Source organism: Ruegeria sp. YTSC004, from assembly GCF_059609805.1.
In genome coordinates this window covers 1-19989 of the sequence record NZ_JBXWMJ010000023.1, presented here as the reverse complement: position 1 = coordinate 19989, position 19989 = coordinate 1, and the positions used below count along the sequence as shown (strand labels likewise).

25 protein-coding genes are annotated in these 19989 nt (G+C 54.0%); 10 read left to right on the top strand and 15 right to left on the bottom strand.

Annotated elements, in window-relative coordinates; translation table 11 throughout:
* Positions 1-768 precede the first annotated feature (768 nt).
* The 4 genes from AC2FFP_RS22430 to AC2FFP_RS22415 form a co-directional block, all read right to left on the bottom strand.
* Positions 769-942 (bottom strand): hypothetical protein, encoded by a 174-nt coding sequence (locus AC2FFP_RS22430; protein ID WP_170493938.1) that lies wholly within the window; start codon positions 940-942, stop codon positions 769-771.
* 402 nt (positions 943-1344) lie between these two features.
* Complete coding sequence (locus AC2FFP_RS22425) at positions 1345-1959, bottom strand: hypothetical protein (RefSeq protein WP_171728198.1); 615 nt, start codon at positions 1957-1959, stop codon at positions 1345-1347.
* 55 nt (positions 1960-2014) lie between these two features.
* Positions 2015-2314: a hypothetical protein gene (locus tag AC2FFP_RS22420; protein WP_171237080.1), complete on the bottom strand. Its 300-nt coding sequence runs from the start codon at positions 2312-2314 to the stop codon at positions 2015-2017.
* A gap of 363 nt (positions 2315-2677) precedes the next feature.
* The gene (locus tag AC2FFP_RS22415) at positions 2678-2977 is read right to left on the bottom strand and encodes a hypothetical protein (RefSeq protein ID WP_170790054.1); all 300 of its coding nucleotides are present in this window, start codon (positions 2975-2977) and stop codon (positions 2678-2680) included.
* Positions 2978-3545: 568 nt separating this feature from the next.
* Here AC2FFP_RS22415 and AC2FFP_RS22410 point away from each other — a divergent pair.
* From AC2FFP_RS22410 to AC2FFP_RS22400, 3 genes are all read left to right on the top strand, one after another.
* Positions 3546-4061 (top strand): DUF805 domain-containing protein, encoded by a 516-nt coding sequence (locus AC2FFP_RS22410; protein WP_171711797.1) that lies wholly within the window; start codon positions 3546-3548, stop codon positions 4059-4061.
* A 73-nt stretch (positions 4062-4134) separates the two neighbouring features.
* Positions 4135-4905 (top strand): hypothetical protein, encoded by a 771-nt coding sequence (locus AC2FFP_RS22405; protein WP_480617518.1) that lies wholly within the window; start codon positions 4135-4137, stop codon positions 4903-4905.
* Positions 4889-5425, top strand: coding sequence for a hypothetical protein (locus tag AC2FFP_RS22400; RefSeq protein ID WP_281996014.1), 537 nt, complete (start codon positions 4889-4891; stop codon positions 5423-5425). Before AC2FFP_RS22405 ends, AC2FFP_RS22400 begins: the two co-directional genes overlap by 17 nt.
* Positions 5426-5941: 516 nt before the next feature.
* Here the strand turns inward: AC2FFP_RS22400 and AC2FFP_RS22395 are convergent.
* Entirely contained in the window at positions 5942-6229 is a 288-nt protein-coding gene (locus AC2FFP_RS22395; protein ID WP_496881528.1) for a hypothetical protein, read from the bottom strand.
* Between the two features lie 38 nt (positions 6230-6267).
* Positions 6268-6741: a DUF6714 family protein gene (locus tag AC2FFP_RS22390; RefSeq protein WP_480535255.1), complete on the bottom strand. Its 474-nt coding sequence runs from the start codon at positions 6739-6741 to the stop codon at positions 6268-6270.
* 176 nt (positions 6742-6917) lie between these two features.
* Between AC2FFP_RS22390 and AC2FFP_RS22385 the strand changes: the two genes are divergently transcribed.
* On the top strand, positions 6918-7280 hold the full coding sequence (locus AC2FFP_RS22385) for a hypothetical protein (protein WP_496881527.1): 363 nt from the start codon (positions 6918-6920) through the stop codon (positions 7278-7280).
* Positions 7281-7512: 232 nt separating this feature from the next.
* On the opposite strand, the gene AC2FFP_RS22380 is transcribed toward AC2FFP_RS22385, so the two are convergent.
* Positions 7513-7935 carry a nuclear transport factor 2 family protein gene (locus tag AC2FFP_RS22380; protein WP_496881526.1) on the bottom strand — a complete coding sequence of 141 codons (423 nt, stop codon included), beginning with the start codon at positions 7933-7935 and terminating at the stop codon, positions 7513-7515.
* A gap of 346 nt (positions 7936-8281) precedes the next feature.
* On the opposite strand from AC2FFP_RS22380, the gene AC2FFP_RS22375 reads away from it, so the two are divergent.
* The 3 genes from AC2FFP_RS22375 (at position 8282) to AC2FFP_RS22365 (ending at position 11195) form a co-directional block, all read left to right on the top strand.
* On the top strand, positions 8282-8980 hold the full coding sequence (locus tag AC2FFP_RS22375) for a hypothetical protein (protein WP_496881525.1): 699 nt from the start codon (positions 8282-8284) through the stop codon (positions 8978-8980).
* 187 nt (positions 8981-9167) lie between these two features.
* Positions 9168-9980: a DEAD/DEAH box helicase family protein gene (locus tag AC2FFP_RS22370; protein ID WP_480474841.1), complete on the top strand. Its 813-nt coding sequence runs from the start codon at positions 9168-9170 to the stop codon at positions 9978-9980.
* 405 nt (positions 9981-10385) lie between these two features.
* A complete protein-coding gene (locus AC2FFP_RS22365; RefSeq protein ID WP_496842046.1) occupies positions 10386-11195 on the top strand; it encodes an alpha/beta fold hydrolase in 810 nt (269 codons plus the stop codon).
* A 357-nt stretch (positions 11196-11552) separates the two neighbouring features.
* Here the strand turns inward: AC2FFP_RS22365 and AC2FFP_RS22360 are convergent, their stop codons facing one another.
* Positions 11553-13181: a sulfatase-like hydrolase/transferase gene (locus AC2FFP_RS22360; RefSeq protein ID WP_496845354.1), complete on the bottom strand. Its 1629-nt coding sequence runs from the start codon at positions 13179-13181 to the stop codon at positions 11553-11555.
* A 5-nt stretch (positions 13182-13186) separates the two neighbouring features.
* On the bottom strand, positions 13187-13420 hold the full coding sequence (locus AC2FFP_RS22355; RefSeq protein ID WP_496845353.1) for a hypothetical protein: 234 nt from the start codon (positions 13418-13420) through the stop codon (positions 13187-13189).
* Positions 13421-13669: 249 nt separating this feature from the next.
* Between AC2FFP_RS22355 and AC2FFP_RS22350 the strand changes: the two genes are divergently transcribed.
* Positions 13670-14899, top strand: a complete 1230-nt coding sequence (locus AC2FFP_RS22350) for a tetratricopeptide repeat protein (RefSeq protein WP_496881524.1) — start codon at positions 13670-13672, stop codon at positions 14897-14899.
* Between the two features lie 138 nt (positions 14900-15037).
* On the opposite strand, the gene AC2FFP_RS22345 is transcribed toward AC2FFP_RS22350, so the two are convergent.
* The 6 genes from AC2FFP_RS22345 to AC2FFP_RS22320 form a co-directional block, all read right to left on the bottom strand.
* Positions 15038-15511 carry a GNAT family N-acetyltransferase gene (locus AC2FFP_RS22345; RefSeq protein ID WP_496845351.1) on the bottom strand — a complete coding sequence of 158 codons (474 nt, stop codon included), beginning with the start codon at positions 15509-15511 and terminating at the stop codon, positions 15038-15040.
* 74 nt (positions 15512-15585) lie between these two features.
* A complete protein-coding gene (locus tag AC2FFP_RS22340) occupies positions 15586-15957 on the bottom strand; it encodes a VOC family protein (RefSeq protein WP_195822647.1) in 372 nt (123 codons plus the stop codon).
* Between the two features lie 48 nt (positions 15958-16005).
* The gene (locus AC2FFP_RS22335) at positions 16006-16662 is read right to left on the bottom strand and encodes a methyltransferase domain-containing protein (protein WP_496845350.1); all 657 of its coding nucleotides are present in this window, start codon (positions 16660-16662) and stop codon (positions 16006-16008) included.
* A gap of 50 nt (positions 16663-16712) precedes the next feature.
* Positions 16713-17132, bottom strand: a complete 420-nt coding sequence (locus AC2FFP_RS22330) for a DUF6326 family protein (RefSeq protein WP_496845349.1) — start codon at positions 17130-17132, stop codon at positions 16713-16715.
* Between the two features lie 62 nt (positions 17133-17194).
* The gene (locus AC2FFP_RS22325) at positions 17195-17851 is read right to left on the bottom strand and encodes a DUF2306 domain-containing protein (RefSeq protein ID WP_496845348.1); all 657 of its coding nucleotides are present in this window, start codon (positions 17849-17851) and stop codon (positions 17195-17197) included.
* Positions 17852-17885: 34 nt separating this feature from the next.
* Positions 17886-18506, bottom strand: coding sequence for a class I SAM-dependent DNA methyltransferase (locus AC2FFP_RS22320; RefSeq protein WP_496881523.1), 621 nt, complete (start codon positions 18504-18506; stop codon positions 17886-17888).
* Between the two features lie 189 nt (positions 18507-18695).
* On the opposite strand from AC2FFP_RS22320, the gene AC2FFP_RS22315 reads away from it, so the two are divergent.
* A complete protein-coding gene (locus tag AC2FFP_RS22315) occupies positions 18696-19610 on the top strand; it encodes a LysR family transcriptional regulator (RefSeq protein WP_496845346.1) in 915 nt (304 codons plus the stop codon).
* Positions 19611-19707: 97 nt separating this feature from the next.
* Positions 19708-19926 carry a hypothetical protein gene (locus AC2FFP_RS22310; protein WP_496845345.1) on the top strand — a complete coding sequence of 73 codons (219 nt, stop codon included), beginning with the start codon at positions 19708-19710 and terminating at the stop codon, positions 19924-19926.
* Positions 19927-19989 lie beyond the last annotated feature (63 nt).

Here is a 19989-nt window from a genome sequence, read left to right as displayed (position 1 = left end):
ATATCATTTGGGGCAAATCGCTGCCTGTTGTTCGGTAGAGATCTTCAAATTGGGGTCGACACTGAAGTTGGAGAACTTTGAGTCAATCCACTGGTCACACCCGCCTGAACATGGGGCCCCGTTTCGGGCCTCATTCCAATATTCCTTGGCCCTTTCTTCTGTCCAACCGCAAAACTGAACGAGCGCCATCGCCGACAATGCACCTGAGGAATGAACGCCCCACATGCAGTGCACCAGAACAGGGCCCTTTCCAGGGTTTTGAATCACCTCGTGTATGGACGCCATGACAGCACTGGGTCGGGAGGATCTGGCGCTTTGATAGTCGAAAGATCCGTTTCCGCAACTTGTGCGGCCGTATTCGGTGTTCTTGCCGAAGTCTGCGTAAAACCCGGTTGAAAACCCTTCATCGCAAAGGGTCTCGCGTTGAACTTTACTCAGACCCGTTCGATCCTTGTCGCCGCCTTTGAAACCAGAGCGATACAATACTCCGCTTAAGACTGGGCGAAAGAAAGCGACGCCATCAACACCTCCGTCGCCACCCTTTGAAAGCATTTGACTGTTGCTTGGGCCACCGTTTCGACTGGTTACGTCAGAATTCGCCGCGGTTGCCAGAGCACCAATGAATATGAGGGACGTCAAAAACCGCATGCCAGCTCCTTTCTATTTTTCAGCCTGTTATGCTCAAACTCTTCCTACTTGGTAATCTATTGGAGCGGCTCATTCTCAACAGCCGTATCAAGTGCGGGATAGACTTTCCGACCTGAAGCTTTAAATCGGCCACACCAGATTGATGATAAAGACGACCACGAAGTAGGCCAGAAAAACTTTCCAGTTCCATTGGTGTTTGCTTTCTTCGTTGATCACGCCGGACGACTTCAATGCCAGGTTTGTGACAATCAGAGCGACAACGATGACCGCCGCATGTGCCAGATCAAAATGCAAACTTAAGCTCCCTTTTGCAGATGTTTGATTTATGAAAAATGTGTCAGCAGTCACCTGATGGCAGCATAGCTACATCTGAGTACCTTCCCTCAGATGTCGTGATCCGAGCACATGTACCAGTATCCGTGTTAAACCAGTACGAGGTGAGCCCTTCGCTTCGGATGAGTTCAAATCCGAGACTCTGGATGCCCATTTCAGCCTGTCCCGCTCTTGCCCCTTCAAATGACGAAAGATCGCTAGAGCTGCCCACAGTTGGTGCACTTGCATCCACTGATCCGCCACTCTCGTCGCATGCTGCAAGCGCAGTAATACACGTCGTGCCGATCACCAATAGGACCTTGGGATTCATCTGTGTTTCCCTCGCTTTTTTGGACTTGCGTTCCAGGGTTTCTGATTGATCACCTATTCAATTCCGAAAATTACGTTGTAGTCGACGGAAGAGTTGCTGCGATTGATAACTTCCACAACATGATCACCGGATTGCCAAAGCTGTCCTCGATACTCCTTGTCCGCCGACATCAATCCCAACAGTTCAGAACCATCGGGGTTACGAATGACGTAGTCCAAGGAGCCATTTCGCGGAGCAACGCGGACGTAAAGGAACTGTTCGTTCTTTGCACCGAGAAGGTATTGCTGCGACGCTCCGGGCGCGAGTTGGCCGACAAGTTCGGCGCCAGTGGAACCGACATCGAATTTGACACGCTGGCTACCGGTAGAACCGGCGACGCCTGCAATGGCTCCACCGCCATCATCCATCGCCTCGACAACCGACATCTCTCCAATGCTTCCATCCTTGTACGCGATGCAGCGCCAAAGTGTTCCACCTGCATCTCGTAGCATGACGAGCGTACCTGCTTCCGAGAACTCTGAGCTTTCTATCGTACCTGATTGACCGTCTGGTCCTCCAACCTGCCGTAATTGGTCGATACACGCGTCATCGGCTTCTGACATTGCAAAAGCAGCAGTGCCCGCGATTGCGAACATGGGAGTGAGGAGTTTGAGTAAAACGAGTTTCATCAGATGGTTCCCTGTTGGCTTGTCCTTACAGTTTTGTTCCGTACTAAGCGGAACCTCACTTTGCATCCCTCAACTTTGATAGAAACTCATCGCATGCCTGTGCGCTGCCGACGACCTCGTCTGTCGTTTCAATTCCTTGCAGTGATGCCATCTCGGAATTTACGCGATTGAGGATCTGATCCGCTTGCTCGGGGGTGATCAGGTTCTCTGCTTGTGCTCCTTTCAATGTGGTGCAGACACCGGCGGACAAGCCTGTCGCAACGCCGACACCCACTGCGGCCCCGCCACCTAAGGTCATCGCCCCAACCACGCCGAGGACGAGCCCGATCACAATACCCAAGATCACTTTTCCCATGTTTTCCTCCCTTTTGGTGAGAATAAGCGCGGCTTTCACTACCGGCGCAAACCATGTGCCCATCTGCAAATCAAGACCAGCGCTAACAGGTTGAGCACCGGTGCGAGCGCCGCGAACCACGGTTTGGCCGACTCTGAGATCGAGTCCGCTACAAGTATCCAAGGTAGTCCCAACGGCAGAAGGAACACCCCGGACAAAGGGTCTCTTTCCTGTCCCAACCAGCCAAATGTGCCCGTCAAGAATGCAATCAACGCCAACAGGTAAAGGATCGCGAATACAATGATAGTGGTTCTACAAACCAAGTCGAGCCTCAGCAAATCAAGCCAGTGCTACGCAGCCGTTTTCGGCTACGCAGCAGACTGGTCACAATGCGCCTTCGTCGCCCAGGAACTCGATACCAGCTGTCGTGCCATCACTGTAAGCAATGCAATTCCAAGGAGCACGATCCTCGCCAACGCCTACAGTGACCTGTGTCCCCGCCTCGCTAAACGCGGATGAGAGCACCACGACTTGCGAATTGTTCGTTGTGCTGGCTACATCTCGCAAACACGCCTGCTGAGCGGGTGTGAGTTCGGCGGACGCACTGGATGTACTCGTATCGTCGCAGGCCGCAAGCAGTGCGAAACAAGTTGCGCCCGCAATCATCACCATCTTTTTAGACATTTTCTTCTCCCTCTGGTTCCGTTGAAATTGGTGAAATTGGATGGCTTGTTTGAAGTTCTCGCGTCGGAGCAGGCTATGAAACATACTTCGGCCCTGTAACTTCCCTTCCCAACAACTTGTCGCGGGGGGTGGCGGGCGGAGCTATATTACTTTGACAACCGAGACCGCCGACAACGTGTGAAGGCTGAATGACGACAATGGCAGAAGCTCGAGCGAATTCTGGAGGTAGGCCGAGTACACTAAGTATAAGCATCGCGTCCTCCCAACGCTCAATCATTGTAAAGTGCCTTCCGACCGCCAGCACTCACTCCAGCGGCCGGTAGGGCCCGACAAGTCGGGCGACAGCGATCACAACGGAGGTAAAATGAAAGTTGTGTCAAATTCACATGTTTGAATCTAATTTTTAATAAATCAACATTTTTTCCGCGCGTAAACTTCATTACGCTCTCGTACGATAGGCGTCTGCCCTCAAACAAAAAGGTAGGTGGGAGCACCCATGAGGGCGAATGTGTTCTTTTGGGTCGGCGAGGCGTTCTGAGGTCGCGCAGAAACCAAGAAAGGATTGAAAATGGGTTTTGTTGAAGCCGTCAAAACGTGTTTCTCGAAATACTTCCAGTTCTCCGGTCGGGCTATGCGCTCAGAATACTGGTGGTTCTTCTTGTTTGTGGTTCTCGTGAGTGCTGCCTTAGCTGTGGTGGATGCGATCATATTCGGGACCAACCCAGAAACAGGGCAAGGATCTCGAGTTCTGTCCTCTGTTTTCCAACTGGCCGTTATCATCCCTATGCTGGCCGCCGGTTGGCGGAGGTTGCATGATACAGGGCGACCTGGCTGGTACTTGCTGCTGCCGATGGCGCTCAGCATTACAACGCTTTTTGTTATGCTGGGTGGCGTGGCGTTCTTCTCGGCATTGGAGCAAGGGGCCGAAAACCCCGATGCATTGCGAGGACCCGCGGCAGTTTTGGGCGTGACCGGTATTGTTGTTGTCTCAATTCTTCAATTGGTTCTGTCCATCCTGATGATCTGGTGGCTGACGCGACCTTCTCAAGAAGGCGCAAACGAATACGGCGCACCTGTTTCCTGACCTGGTTGCGCAGGCAGCGGGTCAGAATCTCTGCTGAATGACAGTTCGATTCTTAATACCAGGGAGAGAGAAAATGAGTTTCAAGCTGATTCCCATTGGAACGCTACTGATGGCTATGGCGACCACAGCATCAGCAGAATGGTCGTTCAGTTCCGGGCCTAATCCCAATGCATTTATTCAGACTGGAAACATGACATTGGAACTTCAGTGTGACCGTATCCGCTTTGCTCCGGCTGGATACGAGGACAGCCAGGACATTGTGGACAAACAAGGGCTTTCCATTCGTTTTTTGAAGAACGGCACCACCGAAGTTGGGGCATTTCAGGTTGGCGCAGAAAACGCTGCCGTGCAGATCGTCGACAACTATCCCGTCGAGGTCAGTTTCAATAGTCAAGAGGACTATGGTTTTGTACAGGACCAGCTTGCAGCCAATGCATCCGTTAATCTGTCCATGATTGATCAAGATGTTAGCTACGGAATCTTTGACTTGAAAGGTTCCAGCGCAGCAATTCAGTCCCTTCGTTCCGCCTGCGATTCAGGTGCTAGCCAGGGAGCCTCCTACGAACCCCCCGAAGGCATCGTCTATTGTGGTGGCGGAGCGGTGGAGCGAGTCATCGAACCTGTAATTTTGGACAATCCGGAAGGAGAGTGGGACGCGCGAGTAACGGTCAACGGCGAGTCGATCAGAGCCATGACAGCCTACAGCTTTTTCGGAAACTCTGAGCCGCCGACCGGATTTGTTGTCGCCCTGCTTGGGGAAGACAGGTCCGAGTTTCTAATTTTTAGCGAAGGTTCGGCAAACTGGCTGGAATACGGGGACTACAGGTATGATCAGTGCAATTGATGCCACCCTCCAACCGGCTTCCCAATTAGTGGGCCTGTTGAAAGGGTTGGTTTCCGGGATTGTGCTGGTTTCGAGCCCAGTATGGACCTCACCAGCTGTCGCGGCTGATGTTTCGCAACTTCCAACTGGTTTGCGGGCTAAGGTTGATCTGGCAGAACAAGCCTGCGCAGAGTTCAACGACGGTCAGTTTGACTTAGATTGGGGTGCGGTTGAGAGGGTCGATCTCGACGGAGATCTACAACCCGACTGGGTTCTGAATGAATCTGGATTCGCGTGTTCGAGTGCTGCATCTCTTTATTGCGGAACTGGTGGATGCATGTCGCACTTCTTGATTGAAGAGGAAGTTCACTCCTTGCTCAATCGAGGCTGGACGGTCGTCGAATTCGGGCGTCAACGCATTGTCCTTGCAGATGTCCACGGAACTAATTGTGACGGAATAAACCCGACGCCTTGCGCAACAGCCAGTGTTTGGGATGCGGAAGCAAAGACGTGGCGCTCGTCTGCTGGTGATTGGGAGTAAACTGTAATTGGGCACCGCAGATAAGCCTGAGAGCCTGTATGTTCGGGTTCCTCAGTGGCATGCAAACCTGTTGGCAAACTTCCAAGCTTTTCTTTTATGAAATCAATGTCAGAAACGCAGCGTTATGAGCGTACCCACATCCGGTCTCGGAAATTGCAACGTCTTGTTACGAAGGTCCGCTTTGGGCTGGGACCAGCCAATCATGCTTGCTGCGGAGAACGGCAACACTGAGCCCAATTTGCCCGTTTTGATTGTTGTAAACATCCGGAGGTTATGCCGACCCTTCCGTCATCCATGTGCTCCACTCGGGTGATCGGTTTAGGGCTTTTCCGTCTGCACCCGCTGAATGTGCAATGCTGTAGGCTACAATACTTCCTTCTCAATGGAGTGGGGTACTATGGTGTTCGACTGGTTCGAAAACAGGGAAAATTGACAAACCAACAAAATCGCAACGGTCGTATTCGTTCAGTCTAAATTGGCCCATTGGTTCTTAAGTCAAACCGTGCTGGGCAAATCTTACCAATCCTTAAAGAAAATCGCCCAAACAACAGCAATGATGACTCCGGCGCCGGCTGCGAACACCAATGCTATAGCGCTGAAGAACAAACGCGGCTGGCTGGAGCGGCGGATAATCGAAAAGTGAATTCTAATCTGGCCTCTAAGCAAACCATCTGCTGCCATCGATAAAGCAAAAAGGCCAAGAGACAGCGCACTGGATCCCCCCCATAGCCGTTGCCATTGCTCATCCTCAGTCAATGCCAACGGCAAACCGGTTACGACAAAAAGCGCTGCGAAGAGCCACATCAAATACGTAGATATCATCAAACCGGTAACCACATGCCTTATTCTATCCAGTAGTTAATCAATGCGGCTTGTGCAAATTCACCAAGATTAGGGTTGTCGCTGAAATGGTACAGAAACCTCAACACGACCTCCTTCTGTGCAGGCGTCAATTGGTTGAACTTGGACTTCCGGAACTCGTGCAGCAATTCATTCGATGTGCCGGGGTCGAGTGCCCGAAGAATGCTTTCACTGGCATATTCCGGGCTGTCTGAATTTCGCAGAGTCCATATCAGATACGCGGGCAAGTAGTACTGAAAGGCTTTGGGGCTGAAAGCCGTGGGGGCAGCGTAACTGTATACGATCATTTTACCGGTCATCTCATGCCATTTGACCCCGCCGTAGAATTCAAGAATATCCACGTCATCCATACATTCGGGGTGAAGAAGTTCATCATCAGCAGGTGGATCAAGGCCGTCAAATGCAGCAATGATCTGAGTTGCAAGAGCTTCCGTTGTTGTCGTTACCTTTGGCATGGTGACATATTAAACTGGCTGAAACCCCGAAATCGAGCGTGTCAGCAACAATTCGGATTCGAGTGATTGCAATGGATAACGGACAGAGGCTCTTTCAGGACGTCAGTCATGAATTCCACGACAATTCCATTTATGCCCTAAAATTGGTTTCGCCTGACCCAGACAACAATGACTGGGTGAGCGAACTAATACTCGATATCGACCACATTGAGGAGTGGATCAGGCAGGACAACGGGCAATTCAGTTTTTCCGTTTACCAGGTCAATCTGTGTTTCGAGGGCGTTTCCGATCTGTTCGTTTCCTTTTCGTTTCCGAAATCGACCGTTACACCGCTGCCAATCGACCGGATTACCCGGTCCAGAGAACCAGTTCGGATCCACGGAATAGATTATTCCGAATTTGCCTGGACCATCGGGCTGAATGACCGCCGCGGCGGTCGCATTTGCTTCCACGCTACTGGGTATCGCTTTGAAAGCGTCGGAAAACCCGTCACCTGCGAGGAACAATATATACCCAAACACTTACGCCTACCGCAGTAGGTGCAGAAGACTGTGTGACCACCTCGGCAACGAATGCCATAGGAACCCACCTGCCATCTCACTTCAATCGCAATTGGGTACGCATTTGGTAGGAGGTACTGCACCTGTCACAGTTGGCTGCGAGTGTATTCAGCATAGTTAGACCAAATACGTAAACGAGTTTTCGTTTGCTAAGGATCAGCTTTGCCGCGCCTTTCAGATGCTACAATGCCCGCTTTGCGTGGCGATATCACTATGAGAAAGTACCGCCGCCCTGTCTGGCATGGTCGTCGCGGTCGAACCAAACCAAAGACAACTGTATCAAGCCATTGTCGTCGAGGGTCCACTCCTCCCAGCCCAACAGGCGAACAGGAGAATTTTCACGCCTTCCGGGACCGACGAGCATACCGGTAAAGAGAGCGTGGTTCCCTGATGAACGAAAATCATGCAGCAACACGGAAGAACCAGGGAAATCGCGGAAGATCGGGGCTGCGTAATCCGAAGCAATTGCTTCCCGACCTTGTATCGCCGCGCCGGAATTGAGCCGAGCCGCCCCGTCTTCTGCGAAATGTGCTGCTACCTGTGCCGGATCGTTGGAACTCCACGCAGCAGCATACGAAGAAGCTTTCTCCAGCGCATCAGCAAACAACATTTTGGTTGCTCCTTTCTCGAACATGGCCACTCTTTGGCTTTGAGGGTGAGACCATGGACGTATCTTAGACGCGTATGTGCAATAAGTCATAGGTATCCGCGTTTTAGGCGTTCATTCCCAGCGCAGCGAAAGAGTGCTCCTCAAACCGGGCGCTGGCAAACCCAGCGGCGAAAATGTCGGACGAACCAAATTTTCTTGTTGCTGCGGAGGTAACAAAAGTCCGCCACAAAGTTTGTGCCAGCCGATATTCAGTAATCACGTGTTTGGCAGGCTTCGCTGCTGTATTCTACAAATCGTGAGCGCTATTTCATGGACCCAATCGGAGCATACGACTAGCATCAGTGATTACTCAGCACGAAGGGAGACAAACATGTCGAAGTTCACCAAAAGAACAACTGTTCATGGGGTTGCTGCACTCGTAATCTGCGGTTTCGCAACGGCCGCACAGGCGCAATCGGCAGGTGAGGAGATGTCGTTCTTCATCACTAGTGTAGGCAAGGGGGATGGTGCCAATCTAGGAGGCCTCGAAGGTGCCGATGCTCATTGCAATGCACTTGCTTCCGCGGCCGGTTCTTCGAAAACTTTTGCGGCCTATCTGAGCACCTCAATGTCCATTGATCGCAGCACTGACCCGATGACAATCACCAATGGCATTTCTGCACGCGACCGGATCGGGTCGGGTCCTTGGTATAATGCCAATGGAGAGCTTATCGCCAACAATGTTGAAGACCTGCACAGTGACGGTGTGAATATCAATCTACAGACCGCGCTTGACGAAAACGGCAACCCTGTCAATGGGCGTGGCAGTCAGCCAAACAAACATGACATTCTGACCGGCTCCGATTCTGCGGGATACTTCTCTACGGCAGGTGGTGACACAACATGCAGTAACTGGACTTCGAACAGCGAGGACGGATCTGCGATTGTCGGGCACCATGACCATGTAGGTCTCAACGATGCCCGAAACATGTTGTCCTGGAACTCATCGCACGGTTCGCGCGGCTGCGGAGAGGAACATCTGCCGCGTTCTGGCGGGGCGGGTCTGTTTTATTGCTTCGCAACTGACTGATCAGGCGGCATTGGAGCGCGTGTCAGCAATATTGCACCTGGTATTGCTAAGTTAGTTTTTAGGTCACGTTCTGGAAACGGTTTTTGGGCAGCAAAGCCCGATTGCCGTTTAGACCTGTGGCCGACACCGAATTAGGAGATTCGCAATTTCTATCGACAGTTTCGCGGACTCTGAGATTGGAAAACACTTGACCGACGCTGCACGTCGTTGTCGCATGGTTTTCTTCACCGGACTACCAGCATCTGGAAAGTCGTTCCTGTTGCGTCAGCAGATATCCATTGCGATCTCCTTGGGACGTCGTGTGCATATTATGCGTTGGGACACGGGGCTCGCGGCGTTTCAGACCGAAGACATACTCGCGAGTTATCCAGATGTTTCAGATGGAACTCATCCGTTGGTACGAAGGGCCGCTGGATTGTGGGGGCGGAGAGCCCTGGCGCGATGGCTGGTAGAGAATACCGACCCCACAGACATGATTGTCGGTGAAGTCCCTATCATCGGAAACAGGTTTTCCGAGTTCATCCAGGTGCAGCCGGATCAGGTTGAACCAACCTTAGCATCCGAGGAAACCACATTCATCTATCCTGTTCCCACAAAAAGCTTGCGTGCTGATCTCGAAGCCATCCGAAGGTCAACGTTTGCGAACCCAAAACATCCTGATGAGGCCAGAGATGCGCCTCCACCGACAATGGAACTGGCCTGGCGCCTAACATGCGCCAAGGCTGTTGAATTGGGCTTAGTCTCTAAGGTTGACACCCATTCTCCGTATGAGGAGGCGATCTATGTCCGATTTTTTGAGCACCTGCTGCAACACCGAAACGCCGTCAGAATTGCGGTCGATACGATTTATTCAGATGCCGGGTCAGCCCATGACCTGAATGCGAACATCTTGGAACTCAGTGCAAGCCCAAACGAAGTGCAACGTGCTGTCGCAGAGGTAGAGGCTGCTTTCACAGTCCAGGAAGTCGTCCGAGACGTCGAAAACTGGTATCAGGTGTAGTCCCGGGCAAAAGTCAGCTCCATTGGTATACCCGAAACCGATAAGGTTGGTTGCGAAGGTCCAAATTGGGCTGCCTGTGGTCATCCACCCTCAACAGGCGAGTGACAGTATTGTCCGCGATGCGTGAATTCTAATTGGTCAGGATTTCGGCAGCGCAGCGAAAGTCCGGTCTGGCGGTCCGCACCGCAGCGACGAAGACTACCGGTGAACGGCAGCTCTGGGCCGTCCGCGTGATCAGGCACTATCAGGCAGAGGGCATTGCTGCGACGGCACCGAAGTCGGCTTAGAGCCCAGAACAGACAGCCAGATTGGATCGTGCTCTTAAAAGATCAAGTAGCTTGACCCGCAGCGAGTTTGCAATCAGGGTCACCGGAAATTCGGAAACGTTCAGATGGGGCGGAAATTATGCTCAACTTCAGAAAGGCCATTGCAACAGTTTGGTTGGCATTCACCGCTTTGCTTTCCTTGGGCAATTTCACCATCGCTCAGACCGCAACAGAGGGAACGTCCACAAGCAAACCTGTCTTTGTTATGGTTCATGGGACGTTTCAGTGGGCCGGTCAGTATGAACCTTTAAGCATATTGCTTAGGGATGAGGGCTTTGAGGTGGTCGAGTTGACCCTGACGGGTCTTGGCGAGAGAGAGCACCTTCTTTCAAAAGAAACGGGTTTGTCTACGCACGTGCATGATGTTGCAAACGTGCTTAGCTGGCGGGACCTCGAGAACGTAATCCTCGTCGGCCACAGCTATGGGGGAACTGTTATCACCGGTACCGCAGCAGAACAGCCGGATCGTATCAAACATTTGGTGTATCTGGATACTGTGCCTGCGGATGACGGTGAAAGCCTGATGACCAGTTTTTTCGACGAGGCCACAAGAGACGAAGTGTATGCTATGGTTGAGAAAGACGGGGATGGATGGCTTATTCCAAAGGATGGATTGCGCGAAGCCCTGCCAACTATGAGGCCGCATCCCTTCAAGTCCTATACTGATCGGTTGGCGCTGCCCGACGGTACGCCGGACTTTGAGGGCACAATCATTGTGGCCAACGACAGCAACCCGTTCTTTCAATACATGCGCGAAGTCGAGGCACCTGCTCGTGTCGAAAAACGCGGCTGGAACCTGATCACGGTCGAAGGCCCGCATCAGTTAATGGAAGTGAGCCCGGCGAAAGAAGCTGTAGCCGAAATTTTGCTGGGGATTGCCAGAAACTAAGGACACGGCGAGTGTCTGCTTCGTCCGCATTCGGTGAGTTCAAAGGTGTCCAAGTTTTGCGCCCGCAGCGAATGTCGGCAACGCGGGCTGCGAACGCAGCATCGCGTGTGGGTGGCGAATGTCTTTTATGGGCCGTTCGTCAAGTTGATCTGTTGAGTTCGTGAATGAAAATTTGTGCGCACTGCTGATTTGAAAACAACATCAAATGTCCAAGAAATATTCAATCAGGCAAAAATTGAATGTAGGCGCATGTCGCAGTCTCGTTTTCAAAAAGATCAGTCAGAACTATAAAGGTTCTGACCGCGTGTTTTGGTGATCTTCGTGCAAGCGGTCAGAGCAATGTGTGAACCAGTCGACCTACCAATCCACAGTTTTCTGCGGGGTATAGACTGGCGTCGGCTCAGGATCGAAGGACCGATCGAAATCCCGATAGTGCCCCTGCAACACCCGGTGGGGAAACTGTTGGATCAGTGCGAAATGATCCTGAATCATCTTGGTGAGACCCGGTCCGGCCCAGAGTCCATTCTGGATTTCGTTGGGAAAGCGTTCTGCCGGATCGTGGTAGATATTGAACATCTCGTAGAAATGAAAATCAGGGTTGTTCGGCTTGAGATTCATTTTGACCTGATCCTTGCGCACCGCTTCAAGCTGATCGCGATTGTAATGGAATATGTAGTCCCGGCGCCCAGCACCTTCTCCAAGAAGCAAGAGCCCGCTCTGATCTACACCATCGATCACACGATCCGTGGGAATGTAATCTTCCGCATCTGCCAGTCGCGCCATCGTCATGAACCAGTCAGTTATCTGCACCAGATCCAGTGGATCCTGACCGGCATCAATCATACCCGGCCACCAAGCCAGTGCGGGAACCCGAATGCCGCCTTCTCTGGTTTCGCCCTTCGTGCCCGGAAGCAAAGAGTAGCCGCCATGCGGATGCACGGTGTACATCGGGCCATTGTCCGAGCTCCAGATGACGAGTGTGTTTTCAGCAATGCCCAGGTCGACGAGTGTTTTGATCACACGCCCCACATTGTAGTCATGTTCAACCATCTGGGCCGAAGTGTTGGATTGTGCCGGCGTATCACGAAAATCCGGATGCGCCCCCCAGAAGTGATTTCCCTTGCCCCAGAAGTTCACGAAGAACGGTTGGTCCAAGTTCGCCCGACGCTCAATGAAGTTGATGACGTTATCGGCAACTTCTGAATCGTATGTGTTGTAGCGTTCCAGACTGTAGCGATAGACCATTTCGGGTGTTTCACCACGACGTGCACGCATCACGCCGCCGTTGTCGTAAGGAAATCCTTCGGGACCGGGAGAATTGATCATGCCCCTGTTGTTGAAACCACCCGCATCCTCATCGGCGCTGGCTTCCCAATTGGCGACCCACCAGGGAGGATTGCCCTCAGACCATTCGGCTTCATCGAACCCCTGATTGGTCGGAAAATGTTCTTCATCTTCACCCATGTGCCACTTGCCGAAGAAGCCAGTGTAGTAGCCCGCTTCCGAGAGTATCTCGGCGATCGTCACTTCTTCGCCATGTAACCCGCGCCCAACCTCTCCGGGCAATGTAATGTTGTAGAGACCATTGCGGATCGGGTGTCGCCCGGTCATCACCGCACCGCGAGATGGTGAGCACTCAACTTCCGAGTAAAATGAAAGAAACCGCATGCCTTCCTCTGCCATGCGGTCGAGGTTGTTGGTTGGGGCGCCGCGGATCTTGCCACCACCGTAGCTTCCCAATTCGGTGTAGCCCACGTCGTCAGCCAGGATGTACACGATGTTGGGCTTCTTACCGAAGCGCTCTTCCAACGCGGCCAGTTTCGCAGCAACTTCGTCGTCATCAAGACCCCATTGCGTGCCGAATTCTTGTTCCATCCGGAGGAATTCCGCGTCATGAACAATTTCATCCTGCGCTGAAAGGGCACTGCCAGTAGACGCGAGCATAGCCGCCACAATCGCTTTTAGAACAAAACACTTCGCAGCCATTGGTATCACTCCTTTGTCGTACTTCGCTCTGTCTCGCATTTGGCTACCCTGATCCGAAGCTCGCTGACCAATTCGGCCAGTATGTCCGCCATGACGACGGACCCTCCGTGTTGGTCACGCTCAACATTTTGGGCCATAAACTCCAGATCATCGAACACGTCGCACAGACGAGGATCGACATGTCGCAGTTGCAAGTACCGCGCGTAGAGTTCTGGATCTTGGCGTTTCAGATAGCTCACCGGACAGTTGCTCTGGTTGTGTTTTACTGGCTTAAGTGTGGACATTAGCTTTGAATGCGAAAGTGAGTTACCCTAAGTTGCGGGGTGAGGTTGGCCTATAAGGCTTTGCAAATAATGACTGAATTTGAAGATGATCAGTTAGGTGATAATGAGGGATCACCGCCTTTGACACGAAAAGAAATGCGCGCTGTAGCGTGCAGAGTCTTAGAGAGCCATACGCTTTCGACCTCACCGAAACTGAAGGATTTCTTGAGTTTTGTGGCCGAGGAAACCATTCAGGGCCGACAGGATGGTCTTTTGGCGAAGACCATTGCGCTTCATGTCTACCAAAGGGACGCAGATGATCCGACATCAGCTAATGTAGTGCGTGTTGAAGCCGGACGATTGCGACGGTTATTGGAAGACTATTACGAGGACGAAGGCGCCGCTGACGATACTCGAATCCACATCGACAAAGGCGGCTACGCACCACGTTTCGAACGGCGCATCAAAACGGACGAGACCTTAGACACCCAGGCCTCGACTGAGGTCTGGCCTCGTAGACGTAGTTTCAGCGTCCGAACTTTGCCGTTGGTGGTGCTTGCTCTGATTTGCATTACGGTTGCTGTGCTTCTTGTCTTATGGCCCCGGGAGCCGCGTTCGCTTTCCAATAGTGACAAGACGCGACTTGAGCGCGAAGCGTTGATGGAGCAGTCCCCAGCCGCGTTGGAAGCCGCCAATCTGACGGATCAGGCGCGGGCGTTGATCTGGCCGATTTTCGACTTTGAGCGTCAACGGCTGACGACTGAGATTTTTCGAACAGCTATTGACGCCGATCCGAACGCGGCCGGAGCATATGCCGGTGCGGCCCAAACACTTGCATCGCTGGCACTGTTGTCGCTAAGCGGCCCGCAACACGACGCATTCCTTGCCGAAGCTCAGCAGATGGCTGAGCAAGCACTTGCAATCGCGCCCAGCGATGCCTGGTCGCAATCAGCCGCCGGTTGGGTAGCCTTTGTTGCGGGTGACCACGACGAAGCGTTGCGCCTGTCTGAACGGGCCGTATCACTTGCTCCGAATGACGGGAATGTACTGGACTTCTATGGAGTCGTGGCCATCTTGTCCGGCAACCCTGACCTTGGACTAACAGCAGGCAACCGAGAACGTAGGCGTACCGGTCCCAATACCCGCTTTGCCTACTTGAACATTCTTGGTGCTGCGCATTTTCATACCGGCAATTTCGAAGCGGCAGCAGCGGCGTTCGAAGAGGGTAATTCCGGCGGCGGTCCGTTGTCAGCGCCGGGCATCATCTACCTTGCAGCTACGAGACAGGCGATGGGTCAATCAGAAGAAGGGAAACGTCTGTTGGCTTTACTTGAAGAAAGCTGGCCGCAGTTCCCGGTGGAGGCTGTATTGCTGAGATTACATAAGGAAGAGGCGGCGGCGAATGAAGTATTGGACCGTCTGAGATCACTTGGTTGGACGGCGCGCGCGGAATAGCCAAACTATGTAACGGCGCCTTTCAATGTCCGCTTCTGGGAAGCCGCAATGAAGAAATAAACTCCGTGCGGGCGGCAGCTTTGGGCCGCGGTTTACGACACTCTGAAGCTGGGATGTGCCAGAAATCGGACAATTCTGTCATCCTGTCGCAAGTTGAAATTTGAGGAAGGTCGCGCCATCATAATCGACTTCGCCGACCTGCCGCGCACCAAGTCTTTCGAGTGCCCGCAAACGCGTTCGAGAGGGTGGCAAAAGGAAGGTCACATACGGGATGCGTTCATCGGAAATCGCAAAATCGATCGCCTTCCGCGAGATGCGCGGTCCGAGGCCAAACGTGTCAGGCCGCAAGACCAGTCCGAAGTCCCACTCGGCTCCTTCTTTTTGAAAGCCACCCCAGCCGACATATCCGTCATCGGACAAAAATGCCCAGTGTCCAAGTCCGTCACGTACCCAGCATTCTTCCTTCTTGGCGACAAACCGCGCCACGGTCGAGGCATCCCAGGCCATTCTCAAAAGAGGCATATGCTCCGCCACACGCGGGTCGGACATGTGAGCCAATATCTTGGCCGGGTCGACTTCCGACAATCGGACAAATTCTATTTCAGATTTCATTGTCGCGTCTTTCGATGTGCTCGTCGCTCTTCGTCCGTTGAACGCGTTCTGCCAAGCCAGTTCTTTGCTTACAGTCACGCTGGGACATACGCATTCAATTTGTTGCCATCTAGATCCCGGAAATACCCACCGTAGAAACCATGATCTCCGCGTGGGCCGGGGGGCCCCTCATCTGTTCCGCCAAGTTCGAGGCACTTGGCGTGAAGCGTATCGACGGCTTTTCTGTTGGTCATTTTCAAAGCGACCATCACCCCGTTTCCAACGCTTGCCGGTGCCCCATTGAATGGACAAGCAAGGCATAATGCAGGCTCGGCCCTTGAGCGGCCCCATGCGGCCATATCGCCGTGTTTCCAAAGACGGTTTGCGCCCACGCTCGAAAACAAGGCGTCGTAGAATTTCAGCGCGGCCTCGAAGTTGTTGGTTCCGAGGGTAACATATCCGATCATGCTTGATCTCCGTAAATCTGTGGGCGCTATTTTCAACTCTAAGCCCGACTACAAAGGCGCCTGGGTTGCTGCGCCAGACCGCCTTGCAAGCAGGGTCGAGGCCGGACCATGGCTCGGAATTGTCCGCACTTCAAAATTTTCGAAACGCTCGATTGCCTGCATCAATCGGGAGCGGGACATAAACCGGCCGGTCCCGCGAAACAAAAGCGCCTGCCGCATAAGGCTGTCGGCAAGACCACGGGCAGGCTCATCCGCGCAGAACGCGAGACAAAGCGCGCCGCCGGCTCGAACAACCCTGCAAAGCTCACTCAAAGCCAGGTGGGGATCGGGGACGGTTTCCAAAGCCCAAGCACACGTCACAAGATCGAACGTGCCATCTTCAAACGGCAGGGACTCCAACCGTCCTTGTATCTTCGGCACAGGAATGTCGGCGCAGCGTGCAAGCATCGCTGCGGACGGGTCGAGAAGGGTCATCAAATTCGGCGGCATGCCCTCGGCGATCAGTCTACGTGCCAGGTTGCCGGTGCCGCAGCCAGCATCCAAAAGCCTCGAATTCGGCGTCGCAAGCGCACGCACCAGACCTTCCAGGGCGGCCTGCGCCTCGCCGCCTGCATGACGCAGCCAGCGATGATGAAGTTTGTCGTAGCGAGGTGCGAGCTTGTCATAAAGATCAACCGCATCGTCTAAAGGCGTTTCTGCCAACATCTATTTGGTCCTATTATTCATTCATCGTGTCCGCGGTGCGCGCACGTTTTTTACGGAGAACTTGCGTCGGATTGCGGCGCGGTGTGTTCGTGCTCGGGCCACGTCCATGCGGTCCAGAGAATTACGATTAGAGCCACGATCTCGATGACGAGGTGGAAGGTGTCATCCATGTCGGTGGGGGCCGAGGAAAGGAGCGTACCGGTTGTGACGATCGCTGCAAGAAAGGTGACAGGGCGACCAATCCTGCGGGTTAGCAGGAGCGAAAAGAGCACCATCGCAATCGGCACTTGGACGAGGAAACCGCCCAAAAGCATCAGCCCTTCGGTGATCTCGATGCCGTTGTAATGGCCTGTCAGCAGCATCTCGATATGGGACGCGAGGACAAACTGGTGAATATCGCGAAAGATGATGTTGAGCAGTATGAACAGCCACAGGGCCAAAAGAAGAATATGGGGATCGAGCCGTCTCATTTTGGTGTCTTCTTTCTGTGTTTCTGGAGTTTGCCGGTATCAGGCCGGGAGCACGACCGGGTTCAGATCACCGCGCCGGATGTGCGCGTTGCAAAGGCGCGGCGGATCAGGAGTTCCGCAATCGCAAGGTTGATGGCCCACGCCCCGACCATCAGGACGTCACGGGAAAACCCCGACGGCTCAGTGTCAAAGAGGCCCATCGTGACCAGAAAGAGCGCGGTCTGCGTTGAGGCCCCTTGGCCGATGGCATAAGCGCGCAGCATCGCAGCGCGGTGCGCAGCGACGTTTCGCGACCGGATCGCGACGACGGCCCATGCGATGAGGGCGACCATCGCGAGGCTAAGCGTGACCCTCGCCCCATAAAGCAATGGTCCCTGCAGGGCGTCGGGAAATACGTAAGCTACGGTCATCCATAGCCCGGTAAGCGCGCTGACGCATCCCGTGGCCGCCACGATCCGCCCGAGGGTCCTGTGCAAGGCGGGGCGGTAGCGCCTCAGGCTCGGCAGAAACTGCACAGCCCCCACAAGGCAGAAAACTGAACTGCCGAGGATATGCAATGTGATCGGGAGGGGCTCGATCACCGCACGCGGGTTCGGCGGTATGATCGCCGGAGCGCCGAAAAGTTCCGGAATCCGGACCAGCCCGACGACTGCCGGAATGAAAGAGTAGAGGAACACGAGGGCAAGGAACGCCCATTCGCGACGGCTGATAAAGTACATGCTTCAGTCTCTCAGAATAAGGTGTCGGTCTGCCTCAGGCGGGCTTGCGGGCGACGATAAAGTGGCTCGGTCGGTTCTTTCCGAAGTACCGCGTCTGCTCGATTTCGAACCCTGCCCGGATCAGGTGCCGGGTCAATTCAGCGCGGCTCAAGATGATCACATTAGGCGCGATCCGCACGGCCATGAGCAAACGAACCATGGCTCGCATCCAGCGCGGCGCGTCCTTCAGACAAACCGTCTTTGATATGAAGTGACCGCCGGGTTTCATTTGGTGGAATGCTGAATCCAGCACGGTGGGTTTGTCATCCACCAGGTGAAGTAGGCTGAACGCGCAAATGACCTCGAACGGTTGGCCAGGAATGTGTTGCGCCGCCTCCGCCTGAAGGAAATCTGGTGTTCCCGCGGCATCGCCGCCTGATCGTGACCGGGCGATCCGGATCATCTCGGCAGAGAGGTCGGTTGCGGTCACATGAGCGACGACAGTCGCGATCTTACTCGCGGTGCCGCCTGTCCCGCAGCCGATTTCAAGAACGCGATCGGTCGATCGAAGAAGCTCAGTGACGCATTCTAGCTTTTCTTCGTAGGCGGTGACATCGGCGATGGGCTTTTTTGCGTACTTGGGCGCATGCCGGTCCCAGAAGGCTTGGGCAGTCATGTCGGTTTCCTTTGCATGTTACACTTCAGGTTTGAAGCAGCGCGGATGTGCCAGTCGTAAGAAACTGCGGAATACATTGTGTCGCTTTCGGTTGCCGAGATCGGGCCGATCCCGTTTCGCAGCCGGTATCATCCATGCGCTCATGAAAGGTCGATTGCTTAAATTCGTCCACCTGCTATACGCTCATGAATGAACTGGCAGGCCGTCTCCTTCGATTGGAACCAGGTACGCGCCTTCCTCGCGACAGCGGAAGAAGGCTCGTTCAGCGGCGCGGCGCGCGTGCTGAAGACAACGCAGCCGACGATAGGACGGCAGATCGGTGCGTTGGAGGAGGCACTTAGCGTCACGCTGGTAGAACGTAGCGTCCGTGGTCTTACCTTGACGGAAGCAGGACGCGACCTGATTGATCACATGCGCACGATGGGCGAGGCTGCAACGCTCATCTCGATGGTGGCCGACGGTAAATCTCAGGATGTCACCGGAGAGGTCGCGGTCACGGGAACGGACCTCTTGTCAGCAGCGATCCTGCCGGGTGTGCTCAAGCCGTTGAGACAGATGGCGCCTGGCATCCGCGTCCGCATTCTTGCGTCGAGTGAGATGCAGAATTTGACGCAGCGCGAGGCGGACATCGCGATACGCCACGTCCGCCCGGATCAGCCGGACCTGATCGCACGGCACTTGGGCGACTTTCGCGCCAATCTCTATGCCGCGACCGACTATCTCGATCGTGCAAGCCGCCCACGGACACCGCGCGATGTGGCTGCACTCGATTTCGTCGGCAATGCCGACCCCGAGCGGCTAATGGCCCCACTGCACAACATGGGCGTGCCCGTTCGCGCAGAGAGCTTCGTGATGTCGAGCGAGAGCGGTGTCGTCGCATGGGAATTGGTGAAAGCGGGCTACGGCGTCTCTATGCAGCCCGAAACGTTGGGCGAGGCTGAACCTGGCATAGAGAAGGTCTTGCCGGATTTCCCTTCGCTTGAGTTTCCAATCTGGCTGGTCACCCATCGGGAGTTACAGACCAGCCGTCGTATCCGGATCGTATTCGACCTGCTGGCCCGGGGTCTGTCAGACGTTGCGAAGCGCCGAAGTGGTGGCGATTAACAGGTGCAAAAGCGCCGAACCCGGAGCAAGTAAGGTCGCGTGGCAATAGTTGAAGCTGCGCTTGCACGAGTTCGTTTTGTCCGATGAGTGTACGTTAATGTTGGAAATGCTGCGCAATCGATCAACTTCCGCTTTGGGGAAGCTGCAATGCGGCAACTTATCTCGCGATGAACGGCTGGTTTGGGCCGTCCTCGTGATCAGCTATTGGAAGGGCAGGGGGCTTTGCTGCAACGGCACCGAGGTCAGCATTGAGCCCAATCTGCTCATTCATGAAAGGTGCGGCATCCGTCACGAAGGGCGGGAAGCGGTTCTCTGATCGCGGTATTGTCAAGGGCGTTGGATTTGTTGTCCGCCGGGGTCTTGGTTCTCTCCGAAGTCA